This window comes from Thioalkalivibrio sp. ALE25 (assembly GCF_000377285.1).
Classification (GTDB): Bacteria; Pseudomonadota; Gammaproteobacteria; order Ectothiorhodospirales; family Ectothiorhodospiraceae; genus Thioalkalivibrio.
In genome coordinates this window covers 173,146-197,848 of the sequence record NZ_KB897932.1, presented here as the reverse complement: position 1 = coordinate 197,848, position 24,703 = coordinate 173,146, and the positions used below count along the sequence as shown (strand labels likewise).

The 24,703-nt window shown below is 68.1% G+C and carries 17 protein-coding genes and 1 pseudogene; 11 read left to right on the top strand and 7 right to left on the bottom strand.

Annotation, left to right across the window (positions count from 1 at the left end):
* The first annotated feature begins 417 nt into the window (after nucleotides 1-417).
* Nucleotides 418-654: an AbrB/MazE/SpoVT family DNA-binding domain-containing protein gene (locus tag C996_RS0108925; protein WP_018867111.1), complete on the top strand. Its 237-nt coding sequence runs from the start codon at nucleotides 418-420 to the stop codon at nucleotides 652-654.
* 3 nt (nucleotides 655-657) lie between these two features.
* Nucleotides 658-1,065 (top strand): type II toxin-antitoxin system VapC family toxin, encoded by a 408-nt coding sequence (locus C996_RS0108920; protein ID WP_018867110.1) that lies wholly within the window; start codon nucleotides 658-660, stop codon nucleotides 1,063-1,065.
* 167 nt (nucleotides 1,066-1,232) lie between these two features.
* Here the strand turns inward: C996_RS0108920 and nadS are convergent, their stop codons facing one another.
* Together nadS and C996_RS0108910 are read right to left on the bottom strand one after the other, a co-directional pair.
* Nucleotides 1,233-1,517 carry a NadS family protein gene (gene nadS, locus C996_RS0108915; RefSeq protein ID WP_018867109.1) on the bottom strand — a complete coding sequence of 95 codons (285 nt, stop codon included), beginning with the start codon at nucleotides 1,515-1,517 and terminating at the stop codon, nucleotides 1,233-1,235.
* Nucleotides 1,514-1,852, bottom strand: coding sequence for a type II toxin-antitoxin system RelE/ParE family toxin (locus C996_RS0108910; RefSeq protein ID WP_018867108.1), 339 nt, complete (start codon nucleotides 1,850-1,852; stop codon nucleotides 1,514-1,516). The genes nadS and C996_RS0108910 overlap by 4 nt, the downstream gene beginning before the upstream one ends.
* Nucleotides 1,853-2,159: 307 nt before the next feature.
* Here C996_RS0108910 and C996_RS0108905 point away from each other — a divergent pair, with 307 nt between their 5' ends.
* Nucleotides 2,160-2,585: a restriction endonuclease gene (locus C996_RS0108905; RefSeq protein ID WP_026279264.1), complete on the top strand. Its 426-nt coding sequence runs from the start codon at nucleotides 2,160-2,162 to the stop codon at nucleotides 2,583-2,585.
* Between the two features lie 939 nt (nucleotides 2,586-3,524).
* Here C996_RS0108905 and C996_RS0108900 read toward each other — a convergent pair.
* Together C996_RS0108900 and C996_RS0108895 are read right to left on the bottom strand one after the other, a co-directional pair.
* Complete coding sequence (locus C996_RS0108900; protein ID WP_018867106.1) at nucleotides 3,525-3,731, bottom strand: hypothetical protein; 207 nt, start codon at nucleotides 3,729-3,731, stop codon at nucleotides 3,525-3,527.
* A gap of 50 nt (nucleotides 3,732-3,781) precedes the next feature.
* On the bottom strand, nucleotides 3,782-4,006 hold the full coding sequence (locus C996_RS0108895; RefSeq protein ID WP_018867105.1) for a hypothetical protein: 225 nt from the start codon (nucleotides 4,004-4,006) through the stop codon (nucleotides 3,782-3,784).
* A 211-nt stretch (nucleotides 4,007-4,217) separates the two neighbouring features.
* Between C996_RS0108895 and C996_RS0108890 the strand changes: the two genes are divergently transcribed.
* From C996_RS0108890 to C996_RS0108855, 7 genes and pseudogenes are all read left to right on the top strand, one after another.
* Entirely contained in the window at nucleotides 4,218-4,715 is a 498-nt protein-coding gene (locus tag C996_RS0108890; RefSeq protein WP_026279263.1) for a DUF302 domain-containing protein, read from the top strand.
* 270 nt (nucleotides 4,716-4,985) lie between these two features.
* Nucleotides 4,986-8,331 (top strand): annotated as a pseudogene (locus C996_RS14295) (putative bifunctional diguanylate cyclase/phosphodiesterase).
* A gap of 182 nt (nucleotides 8,332-8,513) precedes the next feature.
* Nucleotides 8,514-12,002 (top strand): exodeoxyribonuclease V subunit gamma, encoded by a 3,489-nt coding sequence (gene recC, locus C996_RS0108875; protein ID WP_018867101.1) that lies wholly within the window; start codon nucleotides 8,514-8,516, stop codon nucleotides 12,000-12,002.
* On the top strand, nucleotides 11,999-15,703 hold the full coding sequence (recB, locus tag C996_RS0108870) for an exodeoxyribonuclease V subunit beta (RefSeq protein WP_018867100.1): 3,705 nt from the start codon (nucleotides 11,999-12,001) through the stop codon (nucleotides 15,701-15,703). Before recC ends, recB begins: the two co-directional genes overlap by 4 nt.
* A complete protein-coding gene (recD, locus tag C996_RS0108865) occupies nucleotides 15,700-17,808 on the top strand; it encodes an exodeoxyribonuclease V subunit alpha (RefSeq protein ID WP_018867099.1) in 2,109 nt (702 codons plus the stop codon). Before recB ends, recD begins: the two co-directional genes overlap by 4 nt.
* Nucleotides 17,809-17,902: 94 nt before the next feature.
* Nucleotides 17,903-18,169: a type II toxin-antitoxin system Phd/YefM family antitoxin gene (locus C996_RS0108860; protein WP_018867098.1), complete on the top strand. Its 267-nt coding sequence runs from the start codon at nucleotides 17,903-17,905 to the stop codon at nucleotides 18,167-18,169.
* Nucleotides 18,153-18,542 (top strand): type II toxin-antitoxin system VapC family toxin, encoded by a 390-nt coding sequence (locus C996_RS0108855; RefSeq protein WP_018867097.1) that lies wholly within the window; start codon nucleotides 18,153-18,155, stop codon nucleotides 18,540-18,542. Before C996_RS0108860 ends, C996_RS0108855 begins: the two co-directional genes overlap by 17 nt.
* 244 nt (nucleotides 18,543-18,786) lie before the next feature.
* Here C996_RS0108855 and C996_RS0108850 read toward each other — a convergent pair whose 3' ends face one another.
* Nucleotides 18,787-19,434, bottom strand: a complete 648-nt coding sequence (locus C996_RS0108850; protein ID WP_018867096.1) for an ERCC4 domain-containing protein — start codon at nucleotides 19,432-19,434, stop codon at nucleotides 18,787-18,789.
* A 196-nt stretch (nucleotides 19,435-19,630) separates the two neighbouring features.
* Here C996_RS0108850 and C996_RS0108845 point away from each other — a divergent pair, with 196 nt between their 5' ends.
* Nucleotides 19,631-20,002, top strand: coding sequence for a hypothetical protein (locus tag C996_RS0108845; RefSeq protein ID WP_018867095.1), 372 nt, complete (start codon nucleotides 19,631-19,633; stop codon nucleotides 20,000-20,002).
* 273 nt (nucleotides 20,003-20,275) lie between these two features.
* Here C996_RS0108845 and C996_RS0108840 read toward each other — a convergent pair whose 3' ends face one another.
* Nucleotides 20,276-22,801, bottom strand: coding sequence for an EAL domain-containing protein (locus tag C996_RS0108840; protein WP_018867094.1), 2,526 nt, complete (start codon nucleotides 22,799-22,801; stop codon nucleotides 20,276-20,278).
* Nucleotides 22,802-22,816: 15 nt separating this feature from the next.
* Nucleotides 22,817-24,400 carry a PAS domain-containing methyl-accepting chemotaxis protein gene (locus tag C996_RS0108835; protein WP_018867093.1) on the bottom strand — a complete coding sequence of 528 codons (1,584 nt, stop codon included), beginning with the start codon at nucleotides 24,398-24,400 and terminating at the stop codon, nucleotides 22,817-22,819.
* Nucleotides 24,401-24,703: the final 303 nt, after the last annotated feature.

The following is a 24,703-nucleotide window of genomic DNA, read 5'->3' as shown; positions in this document are numbered from 1 at the left end:
GTCAATACTGATCCACAACTCGGCCTTGCCGACATCGACCCCGATCCGATGCGTTGCCATCATCACACCTCCCGAGCTAGCTTGGAGTGGTCTGTCGGGGCCTCACCGAACGCTGGCTTGCCATCTATCGTCGGTCCCGAGCCGATCGATTCCTTATCGGCGTTTAAGGTGAGGGGTGGGACGAACTCTCCTACCGTCTGTGCCACAGGCCAGATGCCAGCTTCGTCCCTCCACCCCGACAGACCCTTTCTAGGCCTGCCACGGGTAAACATACAAGGCCAGCCTCCTGGCCGATGGGGCGTGTCCAACATCCAATCGGCCAGGTGGCTGGGCTCCTACAGGCGTGGCAGCGGGGCCTTGGAATGGGAGCGGGTGGAGGATATGCTTTAGGCATATGCAAAGGATGTGGGGTTGGCGATGAAGCGGCGCACGGCGAGTTTGTTCCGGAATGGACGCAGCCAGGCAGTTCGGCTGCCCAAGGGTTTTGCGTTCGATGCGGATGAAGTGGTTATCGAGAAGCGTGGCGATGCGTTGATCCTGCGGGCCAAGCCGAGATCCTGGGATGATTACTTCCAGGGGTCTGGAGAGACCCTTCCGGATGACTTTCCCGATTCGATCGAGGATCGCGTGGCGCAGGACCGCGAGGCGTTGTGAGCCATGCGCTACATGCTGGATACGAACATCTGCATCTACATCATGAAACGCCGACCACCCGAGGTGCATGCGCGGCTGCGGGGTGTCCCAGTTGGGGAGGTGGGCCTTTCTGCTGTCGTTCTGGCGGAATTGCGGTATGGGGTTCGCCGGTCGAATCAGAGGGAACGCAGCGAGGCCGCACTGGAGCGCTTTCTGGCTTTCGCGAGGGTGTGCGACTGGCCGGAAGAAGCAGCTGAACATTACGGTGACATCCGTGCCGAGCTAGAGGGCGTAGGGACTCCGATTGGTGCAAACGACCTTTTGATCGCAGCACATGCTCGGGCCATTGGGGCCGTGCTGGTCACGAATAACGGACGTGAATTCGAGCGCGTATCCGGGCTGCAGGTAGAGAACTGGGTGGCGGCGCATTGATCAGGTGTGTGTAGTAGCGCGTTGGGGGCTTTGTGGGCGAGTCGCCCCCACCGGGGGCGGTATTCGATGTAGGAGGCCAGCCCTCTGGCCGATCACCCACGCCAGCCCATCGGCCAGAGGGCTGGCCTCCTGCGGGGGATACGAAGATTCTTTGCGTTTCGCTCGGGTCAGTGCGCGGCGATTTCGCTGTAAAAGCTGGGGTTGTCCTGGATGGTGGCGAGGACCTTTGCGGCAAGTCCGGTGGGGTTGCGGCGTTTGGCTTCCCAGCTCTTGATGGTGTCGACGCTCGTTCCCATGGCCTTGGCAAATTCGGCTTGCGAAACGTGCAAGTGGGCGCGAATGGCCTTCACGTCCGCCACTTCGTGGCGTGTGACGCGGCTGGGTGCTTTCTTGCCCTGCTTGATGGCGACGGCTTCCTGTAGTGAGCTCTGGAGTTCGTCGTAGATGCTCATTGGGGAGTTTCCTCTTTTAGCCGTGAAGTCAGTGCTTTCAGGGCCACTTTTTCGGTGGCGGTGAGGTTGTCTTTCACGTTCTTCGGATAGGCCAGAATCAGATAGATGATCTGCGCACTCGCCAGAAAGTCGATGACGCGGCCGCCACCACGCTTTCCCTGTTGGCCCAACCCGATGCGGATTTTCCGTAGGCCGCCTGTTCCCTGGATCAGGTCGCCTTTGTCGGGTTGGGCGATCAGCGTGTTCTGGAGTTCTTTCAGGTCATCATCTGTAGCGATCGCCTGGAATTGCCGAGTGAACGTTGGGGTTTCAATGAATTCAATGGCATGGAGCACGTGGAGAAATGTCCTTATGTCTGTACCACCCAAGCGTACAGTGTACACCATTGTGTGTTCTGGGGCGAGTCTTGCCGGGATACGGTCGAGGTTCTGCCGATCGGCGCAGGAGGCGGGTGCTGTGCCGGGTGATGGGGCTTCGGGGCATAGAAGAGGTGGGGTTGGTGGTTATCGAACGTTGGCGGGGGCTTCGCGGCCGAGGCCGCTCCTACAGGGGAATGGTTCAGTGTTTGGCGCGTGATGCGGCGGGTTCTGGTTTCTGTGCGGCTTTTCCCTTAGCGTCGAGGGGTGGATGCGGGAGATGGTGATGGATGACTGGGCTGAGCGGATGGAGCAACTGGCGGCATCGGAGCGGATGCGGGTGGTGCAGGGGCTGTTGCGCGGAATGGGGTATGTGGTGGTCGAGGCGTCGGAGGATGAAAACCGGCCGTGGCTGGAGCGGGTGACGGTTCCGGCCGGTGGCGGGGGTGACTATGTGCCGCGGCTGGTGGTGGGTGTGGCGAATGATTCGACGGTGGAGACGGAGCTGGTCGAACTGGAGCGCTTTGCCACCGGACGCGGCGCCGGTGACCGGGGAATGTACGTGAACCTGGGCGGGTTCTCGTCCGCGGCGCGGGAGCGTGCAGCGGACTTGCCGATGCCGGTGATGCTGCTGGAGGCGGAGGACCTGGCCGAGCGGTTGCGCCAGCACTGGAGTGGGCTGGACGCGGAGACACAGGCATTGCTGGGCTGATTTGTGTGCATCGATGGTTATCTCGGGAACCGCGTTGTGGTTATCCGGGGTTTCGCCGGAATGGCTCCGGCGTCGGGTGCGGTCCGGCGTGAGAGATCTGGGTTCTTACGGCATCTTCGCTGGGCCGGGCTGGAGAGGCGTAAGGGTTGTGGTTTGGTGTTTGCCCTGACCGGGTGGTTTTCGGGCTTTGGCGGGGGCTTCGCGGCCGAGGCCGCTCCTACAGGGGGCTTGTCGGGGGCGTTGTCGCGGAAACGGCGTTGCGGTTATTCGGGATCTGGGGGAGCCGGGAGTAGCGGGCTGTAGCATGGTGCCGGGATGCTGGATATGCGACGGTGTCGTGTAATGCTCGAGTTTGGTCCGATGGTGGGGTATGGCGCTACCGCTGAGGGGGCGAAAACGACCGTTGGGCATTTTTTTTGCGGATGGGGTGGAATCCTCTACTTTGTGTGCTAGTTTTTGTCGCGGGGACAGGGATGCCCCCTGAAAGAGCCGCCCGGGCACGGATGCTGGGGTGGCTCTTTCTCTTTATGGGGCATGGGTTTATTTGGGCTTCTTGCTTGTGAGCCGGTGGGGGCTGCGGAAGGTGTTCCGTGACTGGCTTTGGCGGGGGCTTCGCGTGCAAGCACGCTCCTACGGGGGCTGTGGTTTCGGGATGCGTAGGAGCCGAACCTTTCGGCGATTGGGGTGTGGGCAGGTCGGATCGCCCAGGGGGCTGGGCTCCTACGCTGTCTGGGGCCTTCGGGCCTGCAGGGGCCGAGCCTCTCGGCGATCGGGGTGTTGGACAGGTCGGATCGCCCAGGGGGCTGGGCTCCTACGCTGTCCGGGGCTTTCGGGCCTGCAGGGGCCGAGCCTCTCGGCGATGGGGTGCTGGATAGGCCCGAATCATCGCCCCGGGGTGTGACAGCGTGCCCGCCCCAGGAGTGTGGGGCGGGGGCGGGGTTAGTGGTCCGCCGGGGGCATGTATTCGTGGCGGATGTGGTCGGGTTGTTCGGGGAGCTGGACGCCGGCGTTTTCCAGGGCCTCGGTGAGGTCCTCGCATTCGTCGAGTTCGTCGGCGCGCTTTTTCAGCGTGGCCAGGGCGTCGGCGGCTTCGGCCTCGGGCATGGTGATGACGAGTTCGCCGTTCTCGGCTTTTTCCAGGTGCATGTCGTGCTCCTTGTATTCTTGTTTGGCTTGTTGCGGCCGCGGCGGGCGCGTCAGTCCTCGATGGAGGGCTGCTTGGGGGCGTGCTCGTCGAAGGCGTGCGGGGGCTGGCGGAATTCGTTTTCCAGTTCGTAGACGCCTTCCTGCAGGACGGATCCGAGGGCCCGCGCGCCGTTGCTGATCTCGCCGTCGAGTTCGGTGATGTTCTCTGCGATATCCTTGGCGGCCTTCTTGTCGATCTTCAGGGTGACCGTTCCGTTTTTCAGTGTGGCTTCCATGTCGATCTCCTTGCGTTTGCGGCGACGCTGCGCCGGTGGGGCCCGTCTGGAACGGGTCTGATTCGTGTCTGGTTGACCTGCATCAATACGGGTGCAGGCCGTTGTCGCTAGTCTGTTTGTGCAGGTGACGTCTCCAACGTAACGAAGAGGCGGACCATCACGACGATTCCCGCTTGTAGGGAAAGGAGAAATCAAGATGCAATCTACTATGATGACCACCCGCCATGGTGCGCGGTTCCTCGCGCTTCTGGCGATGCTGGTTGCGCTGGCCTTTGCCGGTGCGGTGCAGGCCGGCAGTCATGGGGGCGAGCAGCCGGACATGGTGAAGGTGACGCCGAGCCCGCATTCCTTCCCGGCCACGCTTGCCGCGTTTGAACAGGAGGCGTCCGAGGCGGGGTGGAGCATCCTGGGCCGCAACAACATGGCCGGTACGCTGTCGGAGCGCGGTTTCACGATTGATCCGGTGGTGATCCTGGATGTGTGCAGCGGGCGCTACAGCGCGCAGATCCTGGCGGAGGATGCCTTCCGTCCGGTGTCCGCGTTCATGCCCTGCCGCGTGAGTATCTATCAGGACAGCCAGGGCGATGTGTTCATCTCGCGGATGAACGTGCCGGGCTTTCTGCCGATGATGCCGGAAGGTGTGGCCGAGGTGATGGAGAAGTCCTCCGAAGAGATCGAGGTGATCATCGAGCGGACCGTCGCCGAGTAATGTAATCCGGTACAGTCCGGTATTGAACCCCGGTAGAAAGGCCGGTGAGGATCGGACGACGGATGCAGCGGGGCCCGCTTCGGCGGGTCCCATGCTGTTCGGGCCGGGCAGTACATCGGTATGCCGGTGACAACGGATTTGGACAGAGACCTCTTTGCGGGTGCGAATGCCTTTGGCAGTGTCGACTGACGACGTGACAACCATTGAACCAGGCCTTTGGGGCGCCGTGCGGACCGGAAACGGGGTACGGCGCCTTTTTGCGTCTGCCGTATGGGCGTGCGGGGGCGCTCGATGACGGACGCGCGCCGCAGGACCCGTCGTTTCGCCGCCGGCTGGATCGCCGGGGGCTATGTCGTGGTGGGGGTGTTGTGGATTGCCCTGTCCGATGTGGCGCTGGCGTGGTGGGCCGGCGCGGACGTGCCCGACGCATTGACCCGCGCGAACCTGGGCAAGGGCATCGGGTTTGTGCTGGTCTCTGGCGTATTGCTGTACGCGGCGATGCGCTGGCTGCCGGCCTCGAACCCGGAGGCACCGGTGGCGGGGTCCCGTCAGGCACTCGGGCGCTTCGGCTACTGGCCCTGGTTGGCCCTGGCGGCCGCGGTGATCGGGTCGACCGCGGCGGTGGGGCTGGGCGCCTGGCAGTGGCAGGTGGCGGCCGCCGAGACGCAGGCCCGCGAGGACCTGCAACGCGCCGCGTTCCTGAAGGGGGGCGTGATTGATCGCTGGCTGGCTGGCGGAGCGTACCGGGGACGCCGTGGTGCTGGCCGAGGCGCGCGGATTCAATCTGTTCGCGGTGACGGCGCTGGAACGGCGCTCGGTGCTGGCCCTGGAGCAGGTGCGCGATCGCCTGGAGCTGATGCGCCGGGCCTATGACTACGACGGTGTTGCCCTGCTGGATGCCGACCGGCAGCCGGTGATCGAACTGGGGCGCAGCGCGCTGGATGAATCGCAGATGGATGCCGTACTGCGCGAAGTGCGGCGCAGCGCGGAGACGAGCGAACCCATCCTGCATGCCGACCCGGACGGCCGCCCGCGGATCAGCTGGGCGGTGCCGGTGCGGGATCGCGCGCGGCCGCATGATCCGGTGGTGGGGCTGGTGCTGCTGTCGTCCACGGTCGAGAGCCTGCATCCGCTGTTGACGCTGACGGAGAGCCGGAACGGGCTGGATGCGCAGGCGCATATCGTCGTGCGGGGCGGGGACCAGCGGGCCACGATTGCCCGGATCAGCGCAGCCGGCGGGGTGATCATCCCGGCTCCGGCGGCATTCCCGCGGCTACGCGAGCGGATCCTGGACCATCCGCGCGACGCGGTAGTGATCGAGCGTTTTGACAACGCGGACAGCCGCTTCTTCGCGGGTGTGCAGGGCCTGGCGCCGGCCGGCTGGGACCTGGTGCTGAAGCGGGATCTCGATGGCGTGCAGGTGGCCCCCCGCCAGCAGGCGGTCTGGGCGGCCGGGGCCACGCTCCTGGTCTGGCTGGTCGTGCTGGCGGCCGGGGGGCTGCTGTGGCGCCAGCAATGGCTGCGGCGCAACCTGGCGCTGGTGCGGGCGCATGCCGACCAGGACCGGATGCTGGGGATCTTCTTCGACATGCCGTTCGTTGGTATGGCGATCTCGGGTCCGGGTGGCGAGGGCTGGGAGCGCGTGAACGCCTGTCTGGCGGACATGCTGGGCTATGCCCCGGACGAACTGACGGCGATGGACTGGAACCGGCTGGCGACCCCCGAGGATCGAGGCTGCGAGGCGGAACTGGACGCCGAGATGCGGCGCGGCGAACGCAGCGGCTACAGTGTCGTGAAACGCCTGCTGCGGCGCGATGGCCGGGTGATGGTCGCGGATATCGACGTCAAGTGCAGCCGCACGCCCGAGGGTGCGCTGGACCGCGTCGTCGCGACGGTCGAGGACATCACCGAACGGCGCGAACAGGAAGAGCGTCAGCGCCTGGCGTCGGTGGTGTTCGAAAACACCCGCGAGGGGGTGGTGATCACCGATGCCACCGCGCACATCCTGTCGGTGAACCGCGCCTTCACGCAGTTGATGGGATATACCCAGGACGAAGTGGTCGGCCGCACGCCGAAGATGTTCCAGTCCGGCCGCCACGATCAGGCGTTCTACGCGAACCTGTTCCGCGAGCTGCAGGTGAACGGCCACTGGCAGGGGGAGATCTGGAACCGGCGCAAGAACGGCGAGATCTTCCCCGAACTGCAGAGCATCACCGCGGTGCATGACAGCCAGGGTCGGCTGACGCACTACGTGTCGGTGTTCGCGGATATCTCGCGGATCAAGGCCTCCGAGGCGGAGCTCGACTTCCTCGCCCACCATGACCCGCTGACCGAGCTCCCCAACCGCCGCCTGCTGCGCGCCCGCCTGACGCACGGCATCTCGCTGATGCGGCGGCGTCAGGGGCACCTGGCGCTGTTGTTCGTGGACATCGACCGCTTCAAGGACATCAACGACAGTCAGGGCCATGCGGCCGGGGATCGCCTGCTGCGCCTGGTGGCCGAGCGGCTGCAGGTGGGGCGCCGCGGGACCGACACCGTGGCGCGCCTGGCCAGCGACGAGTTCGCGGTGCTGGTGGAGAACCTGGGCCACGTGGATGACGCTGCGCTGGTCGCGGAGAACATCATCCGCGAGGTGAGCTACCCCTGTGATCTCGGGAACGGGATGGAGATGGAGGTCACCGCCACGGTGGGCATCGCGGTGTTCCCGGAGCATGCGGCGGATGCCGATACCCTCCTGCAGCAGGCCAGCACCGCGCTGTCACAGGCCAAGATGGACGGGCGCGGCAGCTATCGCTACTACTCGGACGAGTTCACCCGCGCGGCGCGCGAGCGCATCGACCTGTCCGCGCGGCTGCGCCGGGCGATCGAGCAGGATGCGCTGGAGGTGCACTACCAGCCGCAGTACAACGTCGCGGACGGCCGCCTGCTGGGGGCGGAGGCGCTGCTGCGCTGGACCGACCCGGAGCTGGGCCCGATCTCGCCGGGGCGCTTCATCCCGCTGGCGGAGCAGACCGGGCTGATCGTCGAACTGGGCGGCTGGGTACTGCGCCGGGTGATCGAGCAGGGACATCAGTGGCGCGCCGCCGGGCACCCGCCTCTGCGGCTGGCGGTGAATGTCTCGGCGCTGCAGTTCCAGCGCGTGCCCATCGACCAGCAGGTGGGGCAGTTGCTGGAGGACTTCGACTTCCCGGCGGATCAGCTGGAGCTGGAAATCACCGAGTCGGCGTTGATGGCGGATCCGAGCCGTGCCCGCCGCATCCTGCAGCGTCTGCGCGAGCGCGGGGTCCACTTCGCGATCGACGACTTCGGCACCGGCTATTCCTCCATGGCGCAGCTCAAGCGCTTCCCGGTGGATACGCTGAAGATCGACAAGAGCTTCGTCGACGGGCTGGCCGAAGAAGAGGGCGCGGGCAATGCCGACGACCGCTCGATCGCCCGGTCCATCGTCGGGCTGGGGCATGGCCTTGGACTGAGCGTGCTGGCGGAGGGCGTGGAGACCGCCGAGCAACTGGCCGTTCTGCGCGAACTGGGCTGCGACCACTACCAGGGCTACTACGCCAGCCGCCCCGCGCCGGCGGCCGAGTTCGAGAGCTTGCTGGCGGCGCCGCGCGCGTAAAGCGGGCCCAACCGCCCGGCCTCCGTTGATGCACATTGGGGTGATTGGCGCGACGGAGAGGGTCGCCCGGGAGTGGTAGGGTAGGCGCATCTGGATTGCCCCCCGGCTAACAGGCCTCGCGGGGAGTTCGGGAACCGATCAAGGAGCCGCTGTTGGGGGAGTCGCGCGAGTTACAGCCAGGGATGGTGGTACTGCACGGCAACCACCTGGAGTCGCTGCGTACGCTGGCGGTGGAGTGGATGCGGCGGGCGCCGCTGGCGCCGCTGGAGAACGAGACCATTCTGGTGCAGAGCAATGGCATGGCGCAGTGGCTGCGGCACGCCCTGGCGGCGCCGCCGGATGCCGATCCGCCGGGCTGCGGGATCGCGGCCGCGCTGGACATGCAGCTGCCGTCGCGCTTTGTGTGGTCGGCCTACCGCGCGGTGCTTGGGGCCGATGCCGTGCCGCTGGAGTCTCCCTATGCCAAGCGCCCGCTGACCTGGCGGCTGATGCGCCTGCTGCCGACGTGCCTGGGGCAGGAGGCCTTCGCCCCGCTCGGACAGTTCCTGCAGGACGACGACCCGGGCCAGGGCGGGGACCTGCGCAAGCGTTTCCAGCTCGCCGAGCGCCTGGCGGACCTGTTCGATCAGTACCAGGTGTATCGCGCGGACTGGCTGACCGACTGGGCGGCCGGGCGCGACGTGCTGCGCGACGCGCGCGGGCAGGCGCGCGACCTGGCGCCGGGGCAGCGCTGGCAGGCGGAGCTGTGGCGGCTGCTGCAGGCGGATATCGGCGTCGCGCAGGAGGGGGTGAGCCGCTCCGCGGTGCACGCGCGCTATCTGGATACGGTGCGTGGCCTGGAGCGCCGCCCCGAGGGTCTGCCGCGGCGGGTCATCGTATTCGGGATCTCCTCGCTGCCGGGGCAGATCCTGGAGGCGCTGGAGGGGCTGGCGCGCTTCTGCCAGGTGCTGGTCTGCGTGCACAACCCCTGTGAGTACTACTGGGCCGACATCGTGGCCGACAAGGACCTGCTGCGCGCCACCCGGCGGCGCCAGGCGCGCAAGGCCGGGATGCCGGAGGCCCTGGACGAGGCCCAGTTGCACAACCACGCGCATCCGCTGCTGGCCGCCTGGGGCAAGCAGGGGCGCGACTACATCGGGCTGCTGGACGAGCACGATGACCCCGAACACTACGGCCGGGTGCTGCGCACACTGGACTGGGAGCGGGTGGATGTCTTCGAGCCGCACGGCACGCGCGGGCCGGAGGACTGCCTGCTGCACCAGTTGCAGGAGGACATCCGCGCGCTGCGGCCGCTGGCCGAGACGCGGGACACCTGGCCCGCGGTTGCGGCGGCGGACCGCTCCATCCAGTTCCATGTGGCGCACAGCCCGCTGCGCGAGGTCGAGCTGCTGCATGATCGGCTGCTGGAGCACTTCGCGCGTGATCCGGCGCTGCGCCCGCGCGACGTGATCGTGATGGTGCCGGATATCGACCAGTACGCCCCGCACATCGAGGCCGTGTTCGGCCAGCCGGAGACCGACGACCCGCGCTTCATCCCGTACACGCTGTCGGACCAGGGGCCGCGCGGGCGTGACCCGGTGCTGATCGCGCTGGAGCAGTTGTTGTCCCTGCCGGAGAGCCGGATGGGTGTCAGCGAGCTGCTGGATCTGCTGGACGTGCCGGCGGTCCGGCGGCGCTTCGGCATCGCCGAGGAGGACCTGGCGCAGCTGCATGCCTGGGCCGCGGGCGCGGGGGTGCGCTGGGGCCTGGATGCCGCGCAGCGTGCCGGTCTGGGCCTGCCCGAGGGGCTGGAGCAGAACACCTGGCGCTTTGGCCTGCGGCGGATGCTGCTGGGCTACGCCCTGGGCGACCAGGGACCGTGGCAGGGGGTGGAACCCTACGACGAGATCGGTGGGCTGAGCGCCGCCTTGCTGGGCCCGCTGGAGGCCCTGATCTCCGCGCTGGAAGACGCCTGGGGCTGGCTGCGCCGGGCACATGCCCCGGGGGACTGGGCGGCGGGGCTTGCCGCCTTGCTGGAACAGTCCTTCGCGCCGGAGACGGACGCCGAACTGTTCACCCTGGAGCGTCTGGGCGAGGCCCTGGAGCAGTGGCGCGAGGACTGTGCGGCCGCCGGTCTGGAGGAGGCGCTGCCGCTGGCCGTGGTGCGCGAACAGTGGCTGGCCAGTCAGGACGATTCGGGCGTGGGGCAGCGTTTTCTGGCCGGTTCGGTGAACTTCTGCACCCTGATGCCGATGCGGGCGATCCCGTTCCAGGTGGTCTGCCTGCTGGGCATGAACGACGGCGACTACCCGCGCAGCCCGACCCCGATGGACTTCGATCTGATGGCGCAGGACTACCGCCCGGGCGATCGCTCGCGGCGCGAGGACGACCGCTATCTGTTCCTGGAGGCGCTGCTCTCCGCCCGGCGCCAGTTGCATGTGAGCTGGGTGGGGCGGCATGTGCGCGACAACGAGCCGCGCCCGCCCTCGGTGCTGGTCGGGCAGTTGCGCGATCACCTGGCCGCCGGCTGGGGACTGGCCGGGGTTGACGGGCCCGAGGCCGGACCGGCCCTGGTGGAATACCTGACCACCTGGCACCCGCTCCAGCCCTTCTCGCCGTTGAACTTCCCGGCGGGCGACGACGAGCGGCACTTCACCTATGCCCGGGAATGGGAGGCCGTGCACGCCGCGGATCCGGTCCCGGCCGAGGGCGCCTGCGAGCCGATCCCGCTGCTGGAGGCCGAGCGCGAGCCGCGCGCGGTGGCGCCGGAGGCCCTTGCGCGCTTTCTGCGCTTCCCCGTGGAGGCGTTCTTTCGTTATCGCCTGGGGGTGTTCTTCGACGAAGAAGAGGCCCCCGGTGACGACCTGGAGCCGTTCGGGCTGGGCGGGCTGGAGCAGTGGCAGGTGCGCCAGAATCTGGTTGCGACCGCGCTTGAATCCGCCGCTGATGCGGCCGCCTGGCCGGAGATCCTGCAGGTCGAATCCGCACGCCTGCAGCGCGCCGGCTGGCTGCCGCTGGGGGCGGCCGGCGAGCTGGAACGTGGTGCGATGGTGGACGAGGCCGCGCGGCTGCTGGAGCGGATCGGCGAGCGCCTTGCGCTGTATCCCGAACGGCTGGAGGCGGGGCGTCCGCTGCGCCTGGAACACGCGCACTGGGGCCTGGAGGCGGTGCCGCCCGCGCTACGCGGCGATGGCGAGGGTCGGGTTCGGGTCTGCCTGGACTACACGGCGAGCCGTATTGCCAACGGCAAGAAGTGGCGCTACGACAAGCTGATGGCGCCGTGGGTGATGCATCTGCTCGCCAACGCCGGCGCGGGGGATGTGGGTTCCGAACTGGTCGCGCTGGACACACGCCTGACCCTCCCCGGGCTGGAGTCGGGTCTGGCGGAGGAACTGCTGGGCACGCTGCTGGAGGCCTGGGCGGCCGGACAGGAGCGCCCGCTGCCGCTGGCCTGCGCCGCCGCTTTTGCCTGGCTGGAGGCGGAGGATGGGCAAAAGGACCCGTATGACGAGGCGTTGAAGACCCTGCGGGGGAACGACTACAGCCCTGGCGAGTGGTCGCGCAGTCCCGCGCTGGCACGGGCCTGGCCGGATCCCGAGACCCTGCTGGCCGATCCCGATTTCGGCTTCTGGCGGGACCGCGTGTACCGACCGGTGTTTGTGGTCGTGAACCAGTCGGAGGTCGCGGAATGACGGCCACCGCGCACAAGCTGGACCTGCTGGCGTTGCCGTTGCACGGCAGCCGCCTGATCGAGGCCAGCGCCGGCACCGGCAAGACCTACACCATCGCCGCGCTGTATCTGCGCCTGGTGCTGGGCCACGGCGAGCTGCCCGAGGGCACCAGCGCCCTGACGCCGCCACAGATCCTGGTGATGACCTTTACCGATGCCGCGACCCAGGAGCTGCGCAGCCGCATCCGCGACACCCTGGCAATCGCGGCGCGGGTGTTCCGCGCGGAGGATCCGGATGCGGTGCCGGGCGTGCAGGACATCCACAGGGAGCTGCGCGGCGAATACAGCGAGGCGGAGCGGCCGGGCGCGGCACGCCGGCTGGAACTGGCGGCGGAGTGGATGGACGAGGCCGCGGTGTCGACCATCCACGGCTGGTGCTACCGCATGCTGCGCGAGCACGCCTTCGACAGCGGGAGCCTGTTCACCCAGGACCTGGCGAGTGACCAGCAGGAGCTGCTGGCCGAGGCGGCGCGTGATTACTGGCGCCGCTTCGTCTATCCGCAGCCGCCGGCGCCGCTGGCCCTGCTGCGCAATGCCTTCGGGCCCGATCCCGAGACCCTGTTGCAGAAGATCCGGCCGCTGGTCGGACATCTGCCCGCGGATGCGGCGGACGCGGAGCTGGAGACCCCGGAGGGTCTGGAGGCCGCGCTGAGACGCAAGCTGGCGCGGCTGGAGGCGATGAAGCGGCCCTGGCGCGAGGACTTCGAGGCGATCAAGGAGCAGTTTGACGCGCTGCGCGGCCCGGTTCTGCAGCCGGGCAAGTACAGCAACCCGGACAAGCTGCTGGGTGCGATGCGCGAATGGGCCGAGGATCCGGGCGCGCTGCGGCCCGGTGGCGTCTCCGGCGACTCCCCGCTGCTGCGTTTCAGTGCGGCCGGCATGCAGGACCGGCTGAAAGGCGGTCAGACGCTGCCGGAGGATCTGCACCCGGCCTTTGCGGGGCTGGACGATCACGCCGAAGTCTGCGTGGATGACCGCGAGCGCCTTTTGCAGGCGGCGGCGCGCCAGGTGGATGCGCGCTTTCGTCAGGTTCAGCGCCAGCGCGCGCAGATGGGCTTCCACGACTTGCTGACCCGGCTGCGCGATGCCCTGGACGGCCCGGGGGGCGAGCACCTGGCCGCGACCCTGCGTACGCAGTTCCCGGTGGCACTGGTCGACGAGTTCCAGGACACCGATCCGGTGCAGTACCGGATCTTCCAGCGCGTCTATCGCATCGACGAGAACCCGCGCGACCTCGGCGTGCTGCTGATCGGCGATCCCAAGCAGTCGATCTACGGCTTTCGCGGGGCGGATATCCATACCTACCTGGCGGCGCGTACGGCCACCGCCGGTCGTCACTACACCCTGGAGCGCAACTTCCGCTCCACCGAGGCCCTGGTGGATGGCGTGAACCGGTTGTTCGGGCATGCCGAGGGCTGGGCGGACGGGGCGTTTCTGTTCCGTACTGGCGCGGAGAACCCGCTGCCGTTCGTGCCGGTTACGGCCAATGGCCGCGCGGAGGTCTTCGAGCAGCACGGGGAGGCGGCCCCGGCGGTCACGCTGTGGTGCCATGACCCCGGCGAGCCGGTGCCCAAGGGCGCCTACCGCGAGCGCATGGCGCAGGCGTGCGCCAGCCATATGGTGGAGCTGCTCAACGGAGGTGTCGCCGGGACCTGCGGTTTTCGCAAGGGCGCGGACCTGACCGGGGTGCGACCGCGTGATATGGCGGTGCTGGTGCGCGGACGCGCGGAGGCCGACGCGATCCGCGCCGAGCTGCGTCGACGCGGCGTGCGCAGCGTATACCTGTCGGATCGCGAGTCGGTATATGCCAGCGACGAGGCGGGGGACCTGCTGCGCTGGCTGCGCGCCTGTGCCGAGCCCACCAGCGAGCGGTTGCTGCGCGCGGCGCTGGCCACCGCGACGCTGGGGCAGTCGCTGGCCGAGCTGCACCGGCTGACGGTGGACGAGCTGGCCTGGGAGGCGCGGGTCGAGCAGTTCCGCGACTACCGGCGCCTGTGGCAGACGCGCGGGGTGTTGCCGATGCTGCGCCGGCTGCTGCACGACTTCGAGGTCCCCCGGCGGTTGCGCGCCACGGCGGAGGGTGAGCGCGCGCTGACCAACCTGCTGCATCTGAGCGAGTTGCTGCAGCAGGCGGCCGCGGAGCTGGATGGCGAGCAGGCCCTGATCCGGCACCTGATGGAGCACCGGAACGGCGACGGCGAAACCGGCGAGGAGCAGATCCTGCGCCTGGAGAGCGACGAGGACCTGGTCAAGGTGGTGACGCTGCACAAGTCCAAGGGGCTGGAGTATCCGCTGGTGTTCCTGCCGTTTGCCTGCAATTTCCGGCCCACGGACGCGAAGAAGGACGTGCCCTGGCGCGACCATCCGCCGCAGGGCGGGGCGCGCTGGGTGTTCCACATGGATGACGCGGTGTACCGGCGGGCCGAGCGCGAACGCCTGGCCGAGGACCTGCGCCTGTTGTACGTGGGCATGACCCGGGCGCGCCATGCCTGCTGGCTGGGGATTGCACCGATTGTCTCGGGAAGGAGCAAGACCAACCATTTCGACCAGACCGCAGCCGGGTATCTGCTGGCCGGCCCCGAGGGCGTGGCGGACGGCGGGCTGGAGGCGGCACTGCGTACCGCCGCGGGCGACGAGCCGGCGATCCGGGTGGGCCCGCTGCCGGAAGTGCGCGACGCTGCGGTGCAGACCGGCGCCAATGCCCCGACCACCGGGCCGGCCCGGCAAGCGCCGGCGCGGCGCTTCGAGCGCTGGTGGGTGGCCAGCTACAGCGCGATTGCTGCGCACGACGACGGTGTGGCACCGGTCGCGCCCGACTCGGCGCGCGAGGATGTGCTGCGCGAGGGCGTCGCGGATGCGGGTCGCGAGGCCGTGGAGTTCCCCGAACTCGAGCCCGAGGCCGGGCCACGCGCGGCCAGCGGGCTGCACGCCTTCCCGCGCGGGCCGGGACCGGGCACCTTCCTGCACGGGCTGCTGGAGTGGGCGGCGGAGCAGGGCCTCGCCGCGCAGGTGGCGCAGCCCGAACGCCTGGCGCGGGAGATCGAAACGCGCTGCGAGCGCCGGGGATGGGGCGAGTGGTCCACGGTGGTCACGGACTGGATGCAGCAGTTGCTGACGGCCGGCTTCCCGCTGGAGGAGGGCGGGACGTTCTCGCTGGGGGGCTTGGCCACGTATCAGCCGGAGCTGGAGTTCCTGTACCCGGCGCGCCGCCTCAGGGCCGGGGATCTGGATCAGGCGGTGCGGGCGCAGATCCTGCCGGGCGAGGGGCGCCCGCCGGTAGGGGACGTGACGCTGAACGGGATGCTGAAGGGCTTCGTCGACCTGGTGTTCGAGCACGCCGGGCGCTATTACGTGGCGGACTACAAGTCCAACTGGCTGGGGCCCTCGGCTCGGGCCTACACCGCCGAGCGCCTGCGCGCGGCGGTGCTGGAGCATCGCTACGACCTGCAGCTGGTGCTCTATACGCTGGCACTGCATCGCCAGCTGGGCGCCCGCCTGCCGGGCTACGACTTTGACCAGCACATGGGCGGCGGGGTCTACCTGTTCCTGCGCGGCGTGGATGCGCCGGGCCACGGGGTGTTCCACCACTGCCCGCCGCGTGCGCTGATCGAGCAGCTGGATCGCTGGATGACGCACGGCGCCGACCGGGAGGGGGTGGCATGAGCGCGGTGTCGCATAGCGGGACGCTGGGGTCCGTGCAGACCCTGATGGTGCTGCTGGGCGAGTGGGAGGCGGCCGGGTGGCTGCGCGGCGTGGACCGGGCCCTGGTGCGCTTTCTGCACGAGCAGGACCCCGGCGCACCGCCGCTGGCGCTGTTGCTGGCGGCGCTGGCCAGCCACCAGATTGGGCGCGGCCATGTGTGCCTGGAGCTGGACGCCCTGCTGCAGGAACCGGATACCACGCTGGCCCTGCCGCCGGAGGGGGAACCGAACGCGCTGGCCCTGCCGCGGCCGTCGTCCGTGCTGCAGGGCGTTTCGGCGACGGCGGTCGCGCAGGCCCTGGACGGGACGGCACTGGCCGGACCGGATGCGGTTGGCTCGACGCCGCTGGTCTATACCGGCGCGCAGGTCTACCTGCGCCGCTACTGGGAGGCCGAGCGCCGTATCGGGCAGGCGATCCGTGCGCGGGTGGCCGATCGCGCGGCCTGGCAGGGCGCGCTGGATACGGCCGCGGCGCGCGAGTGGCTGAACTGGCTGTTCGGCACACCGGCGGACGGCGCCGCCCCGGACTGGCAGCGCCTGGCCTGTGCCCTGGCGGCCGGCTCCGGTTTCAGCGTGATCACTGGCGGGCCGGGCACCGGCAAGACCACCACGGTGCTGCGGCTGCTCGCGCTGCTGCAGGGCTTGCAGGGTCCGGAGGATCCACTGCGTATCCGCCTGGCCGCGCCGACCGGAAAGGCCTCGGCGCGTCTGAATGCCTCGGTCAGCGGGGCGCTGGACCGCCTGGGGCTGGAGACACTGCCGGAGGGCGATGCGCTGCGGCGAAACCTGCCGGCCGAGGTGGTCACGGTGCATCGCCTGCTGGGGGCGCGGCCGGATACGCGGCACTTCCGCCACGGTGCGCGCAATCCCCTGGCGGTGGATGTGCTGGTGGTGGACGAGGCGTCGATGATCGACCTGGAACTGATGGCCAGTCTGGTCGAGGCGGTGCCGCGCACGGCGCGCCTGATCCTGCTCGGGGATCGCGACCAGTTGGCATCGGTGGAGGCCGGCGCGGTGCTGGGCGAGCTGTGCCACCGCGCCGGGGGTGGGCACTACACGCCGGACTCCGTGCAGTGGCTGGAAGCGGTGACCGGCGAGGCCGTGCCAGCGGCGATGCAGGATGCGCACGGGCAGGCCCTGGACCAGCACATCGTGATGCTGCGCCAGAGTCACCGCTTTGGCGCGGACAGCGGGATCGGACGCCTGGCCGCGGGGGTGAACTCGGGCGAGGTTACGGGGTCGCCGCAGGGCGACGATGCTGTGTGGCAGCGGGTGCTCGCCCACCCCGAGGATGCGGCCCTGGTGGATCTGGCAGTGGCGGGGCGCGCGGACACACCCGAGGGCGAGGCGGTCGGGTATGCGGACTACCTGGAAGGCCTGCGCGTGGCCCGGCCGGCCCCCGGGGCGCCGCGCGCCGCCTGGGAGGACTGGGCGCGGGACGTGCTGGCGGCCCACGGGCGCTTTCAGCTGCTGTGCGCGGTGCGGCGCGGGCCGTGGGGGCTCGAAAGGCTCAATCGGCGCATTGCCGGGGCGTTGCAGGCGCGCGGGTTGCTGGAGATGGAGGCCGGCCGTGGCGGCGGGTCAGAGGGGCATGCGCCATGGTTCGAGGGGCGACCGGTGATCGTGACCCGCAACGACTATGCGCTGGGGCTGATCAATGGCGATATCGGCATTGCCCTGGCCGTTCCGGCCTGGCTGGCGCGGGGCGAGCCCGAGGCGACCGGGGATCATGGGGGTCCGGAGGCGGCGGCGCCGGTGCTGCGCGTCGCCTTTCTCGCGGCGGGGGGTCGCGTGCGCTGGGTGTTGCCCAACCGGCTGGAGGCCGTCGAGACCGCCTTTGCGCTGACTGTGCACAAGGCGCAGGGCTCGGAGTTCGAGCATGTCGCGCTGGTACTGCCGGAGGCCGACAGCCCCATCCTGACCCGCGAGCTGGTCTACACCGCGATCACCCGCGCCAGCCGCTGGTTCAGCCTGCTCGAGCCACGCGCCGGCACCCTGGCCGCGGCCAGTCAGCGCCAGATCCGCCGCAGCGGCGGCTTGCGCCGCTGGCTGGACGATGCGCCGTAGCGAATTGCCTGCCGTTGGTATGCAAGGCGAATAATGGCGAGTGCGGTGCTGATGGGTTAGTCTTTAAAACTGGACTAACTTTGGTGGCAGCGCTATGACCGAGACGGTCAATATCCATGAAGCGAAGACGCACTTCTCCCGGCTGCTGGAGAAGGTCAGTCGGGGCGAGCCGGTCGTGATTGCCCGGGCGGGCAAGCCCATTGCACGCTTGTCGCGTATCGAGGCGTCGGCAGAAGGCGCGTCGGACCGGATCGGTTTCCTCAAGGGGCAGCTCGAGATTCCGGACGATCTGGATCGGATGGGCGAGGAGGCGATCGCAGCGCTGTTCCAGGGTGGCGAGCCGGATGCATCTCCTTCTTGATACCCACCTGCTGCTCTGGGCGGCGGCCGATTCCCCAAAACTGCCCGCCCGCGCTCGCCACCTGATTCAGGACCCGGGTAACGCGATTGCGTTCAGCGCGGCGAGCTTGTGGGAAATCGTGATCAAGCACGGGCTAGGGCGTAGCGATTTCGTTGTAGAGCCCCATGTCCTTCGCCGCGAGCTGCTGGAGCACGGGTACGAGGAGCTGTCGATCACGGGCCAGCACACCCTGGCGGTCACGCATTTGCCCGATATCCACAAGGATCCATTCGACCGCATCCTGGTCGCCCAGGCAGAGACGGAGGGATATACGCTGCTGACCAGCGACGCCCAGGTGGGCTGTTACCCGGGTCCCATTCAATTGGTCCAGTGAGACACCGACGAACGCGCGTGCCCGCGCCCGAGCCGCTTTTGCGGGCGCACAAGGAGCGGTGGGCGGGCGTGGCGAGCGCGGCGCTCCGGCGCCTGTAGGGCCACCCGCACGAGGGCGAACCCATCCGCTTTCTTCCGGCCTTCGTGTCTTCCTGTGACGCCCTTGCCGGCCCCGGGCGTGGGCAGTGGCTTCGCCTGCAAGCAGGCTCCCACAGGGGGTGGTGTGGTTGGCGGCTTGGGAGCGTTCAGGTGGTGCGGCTGCCGTAGGTGACGACGGATTCGATGCGTTCGGCGCGTTCGGCGTCGAGGCCGTCGGTCTGGGCGAGGGTGGCGGCGTCGGCGTTGATGATGTCGCGTACGCTGCCGAGGTCGCGCAGCAGGTCGCGTGCCGTGTCGGCCTCGACGCCGGGCAGGCCGCTGACGATGAACTCGGCGGCCTTGCGCCGGGTGTCCGGCTTGGTGGGGCGATCGGCCGGGTCCGGCTCCATCTGGGCGTTCAGGCCCAGCAGGTAGATGAGCATGCCGCTGTTGTCGGCATCCGGGCTGGGCAGCACGCTAATGCCGAGGGCGATGGTCAGGTGCGCGAGGGCACGGTGGATATCCAGCGCCTGCTGGTGGAAGCGCGGTTCGTACAGGTCCCCCTCGACGATATAGACCACCTGGCTGTGGTTGGCCTTCAGCTTGGCGGCGTTTTCCCACAGGGTCTTGTCGACCACGCTCAGCACCATGTCGGTGGCGGACTTGCGCTCGACCACGACGCCGTTGGGCAGCAGGTAGTCGCCCACATCGAGGTCGGTGAATTCCAGTTCCACCCCTTCCAGGCGTTCGATGCGCTGAATGATCTTGCCCTGTTCGCGGCGGTCGACGCGGATTGGCAGGTGCACGTTGTCCATGGGGGCTCCATTCGTTGACGGGTTGCGGGCACTGTAGGGCGTGGGGCCATACGCGCCAAATGGCCGGATGCGGGGCGGGGCGAGGGATGCCGTGCAGGCGCGGTGCGGATCGCCTACAGTCAGGGGACACGTTTCGCGGGTGGCGCCTGCGGTGCGTGTATGGAGACAACAATAAAACCAAAAGGATGGAGTGTTTATGTCGATTCACATTGCAGTCGTGGGGCTTGGCCGGGTGGGCGGCCGTTTCCTGGAGATGTTGCTCGAGTCCGGCCTGCCGGGGATGACGCTTTGCGCGGTCTCGGAGAAAGCCGAGACGGAGGGCCGCCGGCTGGCCGAGGAGAAGGGTATCCCGCTGGAGTCGGTCGCGGATATCGTGGCGCGTGGCGACCAGGTGGACGTGATCTTTGACCTGAGCGGCCAGCCGCAGGTGCGCCAGGAGCTGCGCGAGGGCATGCAGAACACCGGCAACCGCCATACGGTGGTGGCGCCGGAGGTGATGGCCCATCTGACCTGGGCAATGCTGACCCGCGAGGCGCCGCCGGACGTGCACGGTCGCACCGGCTACTGATGCGATCCGTACCGCCAGGTTGGCGGTGCGTTCCCGTGACAGCCGCAACAAAGGCCGCCTTTGGGCGGCCTTTCTGTTTCCTGACTCGCAATGCGGTGCAGCCAGTTGCCTGATCGCAGGATGCCGTTGAGCGTAGCGAAACGCATCCGGTGTTCACAAAAGGGGCGAGGTGGAGCGTTTCGCCGCGCTCAAACGTACCTGACGGTGATTGATTACGGCTGCCCTGGTGCGAACAGCCCCTGCGATTGGCTGAATGTTGTGATTTCGGGGTGTTTATACCGGTTCACGCTGCAGGCACTCCTTGAGCGCTCCCACCCCCATGGCGGGGGAATGCAGCCAGCCCTGGTACAGGTCACAGCCAATTTCCCGCAGGAAGGTTCGCTGTGCGTCCGTTTCCACGCCTTCGGCGACGAGCGTCAGGCCGAGGCTGTGGCCGAGGTGCACGATGGAGCGCAGGATCATCTCCGATTCCGGGTCCTCGCCGATGTCGGCGATGAAGGAGCGGTCGATCTTGAGCTTGTCGATGGGCAGGGACTTCAGGTAGGCGAGCGAGGAATAGCCGGTTCCGAAGTCGTCCAGGGCCACCCGGATGCCCAGGGCCTTCAGGCCGCGGAGCTGATCGTGGGTCAGGGCCACATCCGCCATGGCCACGGTCTCGGTTACCTCGATCTCGAGTCGCTCGGGCGGGGCGCCGGTCGCCTCGAGGGCCGCACGCAGGCGTTCCACCAGGTCGTGCTGGCGGAACTGCATCGCGGAGATATTGATGGCGACGCGGAGTCCGACGCCGGACCGTGACCATTGGGCGAGTTGTTCACAGGCCTCGCGGATCACCCAGTCGCCCAGGGGCAGGATCAGGCCGTTGGCCTCCGCGCTGGCGACAAAGCGGGCCGGTGCCACCGGGCCGAGTTCGGCATCCGTCCAGCGCGCCAGGGCCTCGACGCCGATCACGCGGTTCGACGCGACCTCCAGCAGTGGCTGATAGTGCAGCTCGAGCTCGGCATTCTCCAGCGCCTGCTGCAGGTGCTGCTGCAAGCGCTGTTCCTCGTGCACCTGCGCATCCAGGTGCTGCGAGAAGAAGGCCCAGGTGTTGCGGCCGGAGTGCTTGGCCTCGTACATGGCCATGTCGGCATAACGCACCAGGCTGCGATCGTCCTGGGCATCGCGCGGGAACATTGCGATCCCGAGACTGCCGCTGGAGACGAGGTTGCGGGCGTGCTCGGTCTGGAAGGGCGTGTCGAAGATACCCAGGATGCGCTGGGCGACCCGAGCGATCGCCTGTTCGTCCGCGACATGGGTCAGGAGGATCATGAACTCGTCGCCACCGAAGCGGCCGATGGTGGCTTCCTGGTCCAGGGCGCCCTGGAGTCGGGCGGCCACGGCCTTCAGCAGCTGGTCGCCCTCGTCATGGCCGAAGGTGTCATTGATCATCTTGAAGTTGTCGAGATCCAGCAGCATCACCGCGATCGGGTGGTCGTTGTGCTCGGCCTGGGCGATGCCCTGCGTCAGGCGGTCGTGCAGCAGCCAGCGGTTGGGGAGTTCGGTCAGACTGTCATGGGTGGCCTGATGCTGGATGCGCGCCTCGCGCCGCTGGCGGTCGGTGATGTCGCGGATGAAGGTGGTAATCCGCCGGCCTTCGGTGTCGTCGAAGGCGTTGAGGCTGATGTCCACCGGGAACTCGGTGCCGTCGATACGCTGGCCGCGCAGATGGGGTACCTGCCCCATGGTGCGGCGGTTGATGGTGCGGGCCTGGGTCTGGCGATGGGTCCGGTGGCGCTCGCGCAGGCGATCGGGGACCAGGCGCTCCACCGGCTGGCCGATCAGTTGCTGGCGGGGGTAGCCGAACAGGCGCTCGATGTTTCGGTTGGCCATCACGATGCGGCCCTCCGTATCGGTAACCAGGACGCCGTCGGGGGCCGTCTCCACCAGTTGCTGGTAGCGCCGCTCGCGCATCTCGATGTCGCGGTGGGCCTGGTGCAGACGCTCCAGGGGCGAGCGCACGCTTTCCAGAAACAGCCCCTGGTAGATCAGCAGGTAGGCCGCGAGCTTGTACAAATGCCCCAGCACGAACGGCGTATCGGTCAGATCCTCGTAGAACATGAAGAACATGCCGCTGCCCATGCTGATGACCAGCGCCGCGGCGACCAGGGGCATGCCCGGGCGCTGCAGCAGATCGCGGCGCAGGGCCAGGATGGCCAGCGTCGCCAGATGCAGGGCGATCACGATGGCCTCCAGGCCCAGCTTGAACGGCGTGAGGCCGCTGACCGGGTCGAACAGGGGCGGCAGGATATCGGCATGCCACAGGCCGACCCATGCGAGGACCGCGACCAGCAGCAGGCTTCCGGCCAGATAGACCCCGCGCGGCGGGCCATCGCTGCGCGCGACCATCGGCAAGGCCACATAGGCCAGCAGGGCCGCGCCCCCGACCAGCCGCGCGGCGAGCCAGAAGAACAGCGTCTGCTGCGTCGAGTTGGGGGTGATGAAGTCCGGCATCGCCGGGTAGGTCATCAGGTGAAGGAAGTCGAAGAGCGCGACCGCCAGGAAGGCACAGGCGAGCAGCAGGGAGGCCGCCACCCGCCGCCGGTCGATCACGTGATACCCGACTGCGAACACCAGCACGGCGACGACGACCGCGAACAGCTCCGCACCCGTATGGAACGCCGTCAGATGCTGGCCCGGCACAATCCGCGGGAGATCGATGCCGAGCATCCAGATCACCACGGGCACCAGCAGCAGGGCCAGCAGCAGGCCGGAGGCCGGGACGGTGTGCTGGCGCATGAGCTTCTCGGCGTGGGTGTTCATGGTGATCGGTCGCGTTCAGCGGTGGCGCGCCCAGAACTGCCGGGCGAGGCCCTGCAGGCCGGTTGCGAGTTGCGCGACCTCGCGGGCGGCGGCATCGCTCTGGTCGGCCCGGTTGGCGGTAGTGTCGGCCGCGCCACGGATGGAGTCGACCCCGCGCCGGATCTCTTCCCCGGCCGCGCCTTGTTGTTCCACGGCGGCCGCGATACGGGTGCTCATGTCGTGGATCTGGCTGACGCCGGAGGTGATGTTCTCGAGTGCCGCGGCGGCCTGCTGGGCCTGCTCCACGCTGGTTTCTGCCTGATCGCGGCTTTGTTCCATCGTGGCCACCGCGGCGCGCGCGCGATCTTGAAGCCGCTCGATCATCTGCTGGATCTCGGCGGTGGAGTCCTGGGTTCGACTGGCCAGGGTGCGCACTTCGTCGGCCACGACCGCGAAGCCGCGGCCCTGTTCGCCGGCGCGGGCCGCCTCGATCGCCGCATTGAGGGCGAGCAGGTTGGTTTGTTCGGCAATCCCGCGGATCACATCCAGTACGCCGCTGATGTCCTGGCTGTGCTGGTCCAGTTCCGTCATGACGCCCGAGCCCTGGCGAATGCGCTGTCCCAGCTCCTCGATTGCTCGTGAACTGTCGCGTACCACCTGACTTCCCGAGCGGGCCTCCTGGTCGGTCCGGTCCGCCGCGTCGGCGGCGTGCTGTGCGCTCTGTGCGACCTCCTGCACGCTGTTCACCATCTGCTGGGTGGCGCCCGCGACCTGTTCGGTCTCGTTCTGCTGGTGGTTGCAGGCCTGGCGGCTGTCGCCTACTGCGGACACGAGCGCGTCGGCCGTGCCACTCAGGCGGTTGGCGGCATCGCCCATGCGCCCGACGACGGATCCCGCCTCCGCTTCGAGCATCTGCAGGGCGAAGGCGATCTCGCCGGCCTCGTCGGTGCGCCCGGTATAGATGTACTGGCTGACCGGGTTGTTGGCGATGCGGCGGGCGTGGGCGACCGCGCGGCACAGGGGCGACAGGCTGATCCATACCAGGGCGCCGCCCACCACTAGCGCGGTCAGCGCGAAGATCAGGGCGCTCGACCAGGGCAGGCCGGTCAATACGCTGCTGCTGATCAGCCCCGCCAGCACGCCGCCGGCGAGGGCCGCTACGGTCCTGACCTTGATGCCGATTGCGGGCAGGCGCAGGGCCAGAGGCTTTCGACCCTGGAGGAGCCCCGCGTAGACCGATTCGGCCTTGGCCACCTGTTCGCGCCGCGGCTTGGTGCGAACGGACTGATACTCGACGGTTTGCCCGTCTTCGGTTACTGGCGTCACATAGGCGTTGACCCAGTAGTGATCGCCATTCTTGCAGCGGTTCTTGACCAGGCCCATCCAGGAGCGGCCGCCCTGGATGGTGTTCCACAGGTCCTCGAACGCAGCCGGCGGCATGTCCGGGTGGCGGACCACGTTGTGGTTCTTGCCGAGCAGTTCGTCCGGTTCGAACCCGCTGATGTCGATGAAATCCGGATTGACGTAGGTGATGGCCCCCTTGAGGTTGGTGGTGGAAAGGATGTTGGCGCTCTCCAGGTAATCCACCTCGTTCCCGGTCACGGGCAGGTTGCGTTTCATGTTGTTCCCCTGATGGCCGAATCGTTGTTATTGGTGTCGCGTCGGCCCAGCCGGCGCTGCGTGGGCGCCGGTTATTCTTGTTGGATGGAAGCTAGCCCATATTCCCCCACAAAACAAATATATATCCATACGGTAATGGGTGGAGTGTCTTTTCATTGACGAAAGGCGTATAGTGCGTCCATCGAACGCCCCGCCCGTCAGCGTCCGTTCATCTGATCCAGAGCCATTCCGGTTCGCAGTGATCCCCCTGATTTCGTTTCCCCCGATGGGTGCTCTTGTTGAACGAGTGGCGGGTAGCGTTGG

Coding starts and splice junctions, on each gene's coding strand:
- nadS (WP_018867109.1), bottom strand. CDS start 1,517: ATGAGCATCTACGACGAACTCCAGAGCTCACTACAGGAAGCCGTCGCC.
- C996_RS0108920 (WP_018867110.1), top strand. CDS start 658: ATGCGCTACATGCTGGATACGAACATCTGCATCTACATCATGAAACGC.
- C996_RS0108905 (WP_026279264.1), top strand. CDS start 2,160: ATGGATGACTGGGCTGAGCGGATGGAGCAACTGGCGGCATCGGAGCGG.
- C996_RS0108860 (WP_018867098.1), top strand. CDS start 17,903: ATGACCGAGACGGTCAATATCCATGAAGCGAAGACGCACTTCTCCCGG.
- recC (WP_018867101.1), top strand. CDS start 8,514: ATGGTGGTACTGCACGGCAACCACCTGGAGTCGCTGCGTACGCTGGCG.
- recD (WP_018867099.1), top strand. CDS start 15,700: ATGAGCGCGGTGTCGCATAGCGGGACGCTGGGGTCCGTGCAGACCCTG.
- C996_RS0108890 (WP_026279263.1), top strand. CDS start 4,218: ATGACCACCCGCCATGGTGCGCGGTTCCTCGCGCTTCTGGCGATGCTG.
- C996_RS0108900 (WP_018867106.1), bottom strand. CDS start 3,731: ATGCACCTGGAAAAAGCCGAGAACGGCGAACTCGTCATCACCATGCCC.
- C996_RS0108925 (WP_018867111.1), top strand. CDS start 418: ATGAAGCGGCGCACGGCGAGTTTGTTCCGGAATGGACGCAGCCAGGCA.
- C996_RS0108835 (WP_018867093.1), bottom strand. CDS start 24,400: ATGAAACGCAACCTGCCCGTGACCGGGAACGAGGTGGATTACCTGGAG.
- recB (WP_018867100.1), top strand. CDS start 11,999: ATGACGGCCACCGCGCACAAGCTGGACCTGCTGGCGTTGCCGTTGCAC.
- C996_RS0108845 (WP_018867095.1), top strand. CDS start 19,631: ATGTCGATTCACATTGCAGTCGTGGGGCTTGGCCGGGTGGGCGGCCGT.
- C996_RS0108895 (WP_018867105.1), bottom strand. CDS start 4,006: ATGGAAGCCACACTGAAAAACGGAACGGTCACCCTGAAGATCGACAAG.
- C996_RS0108850 (WP_018867096.1), bottom strand. CDS start 19,434: ATGGACAACGTGCACCTGCCAATCCGCGTCGACCGCCGCGAACAGGGC.
- C996_RS0108855 (WP_018867097.1), top strand. CDS start 18,153: ATGCATCTCCTTCTTGATACCCACCTGCTGCTCTGGGCGGCGGCCGAT.
- C996_RS0108840 (WP_018867094.1), bottom strand. CDS start 22,801: ATGAACACCCACGCCGAGAAGCTCATGCGCCAGCACACCGTCCCGGCC.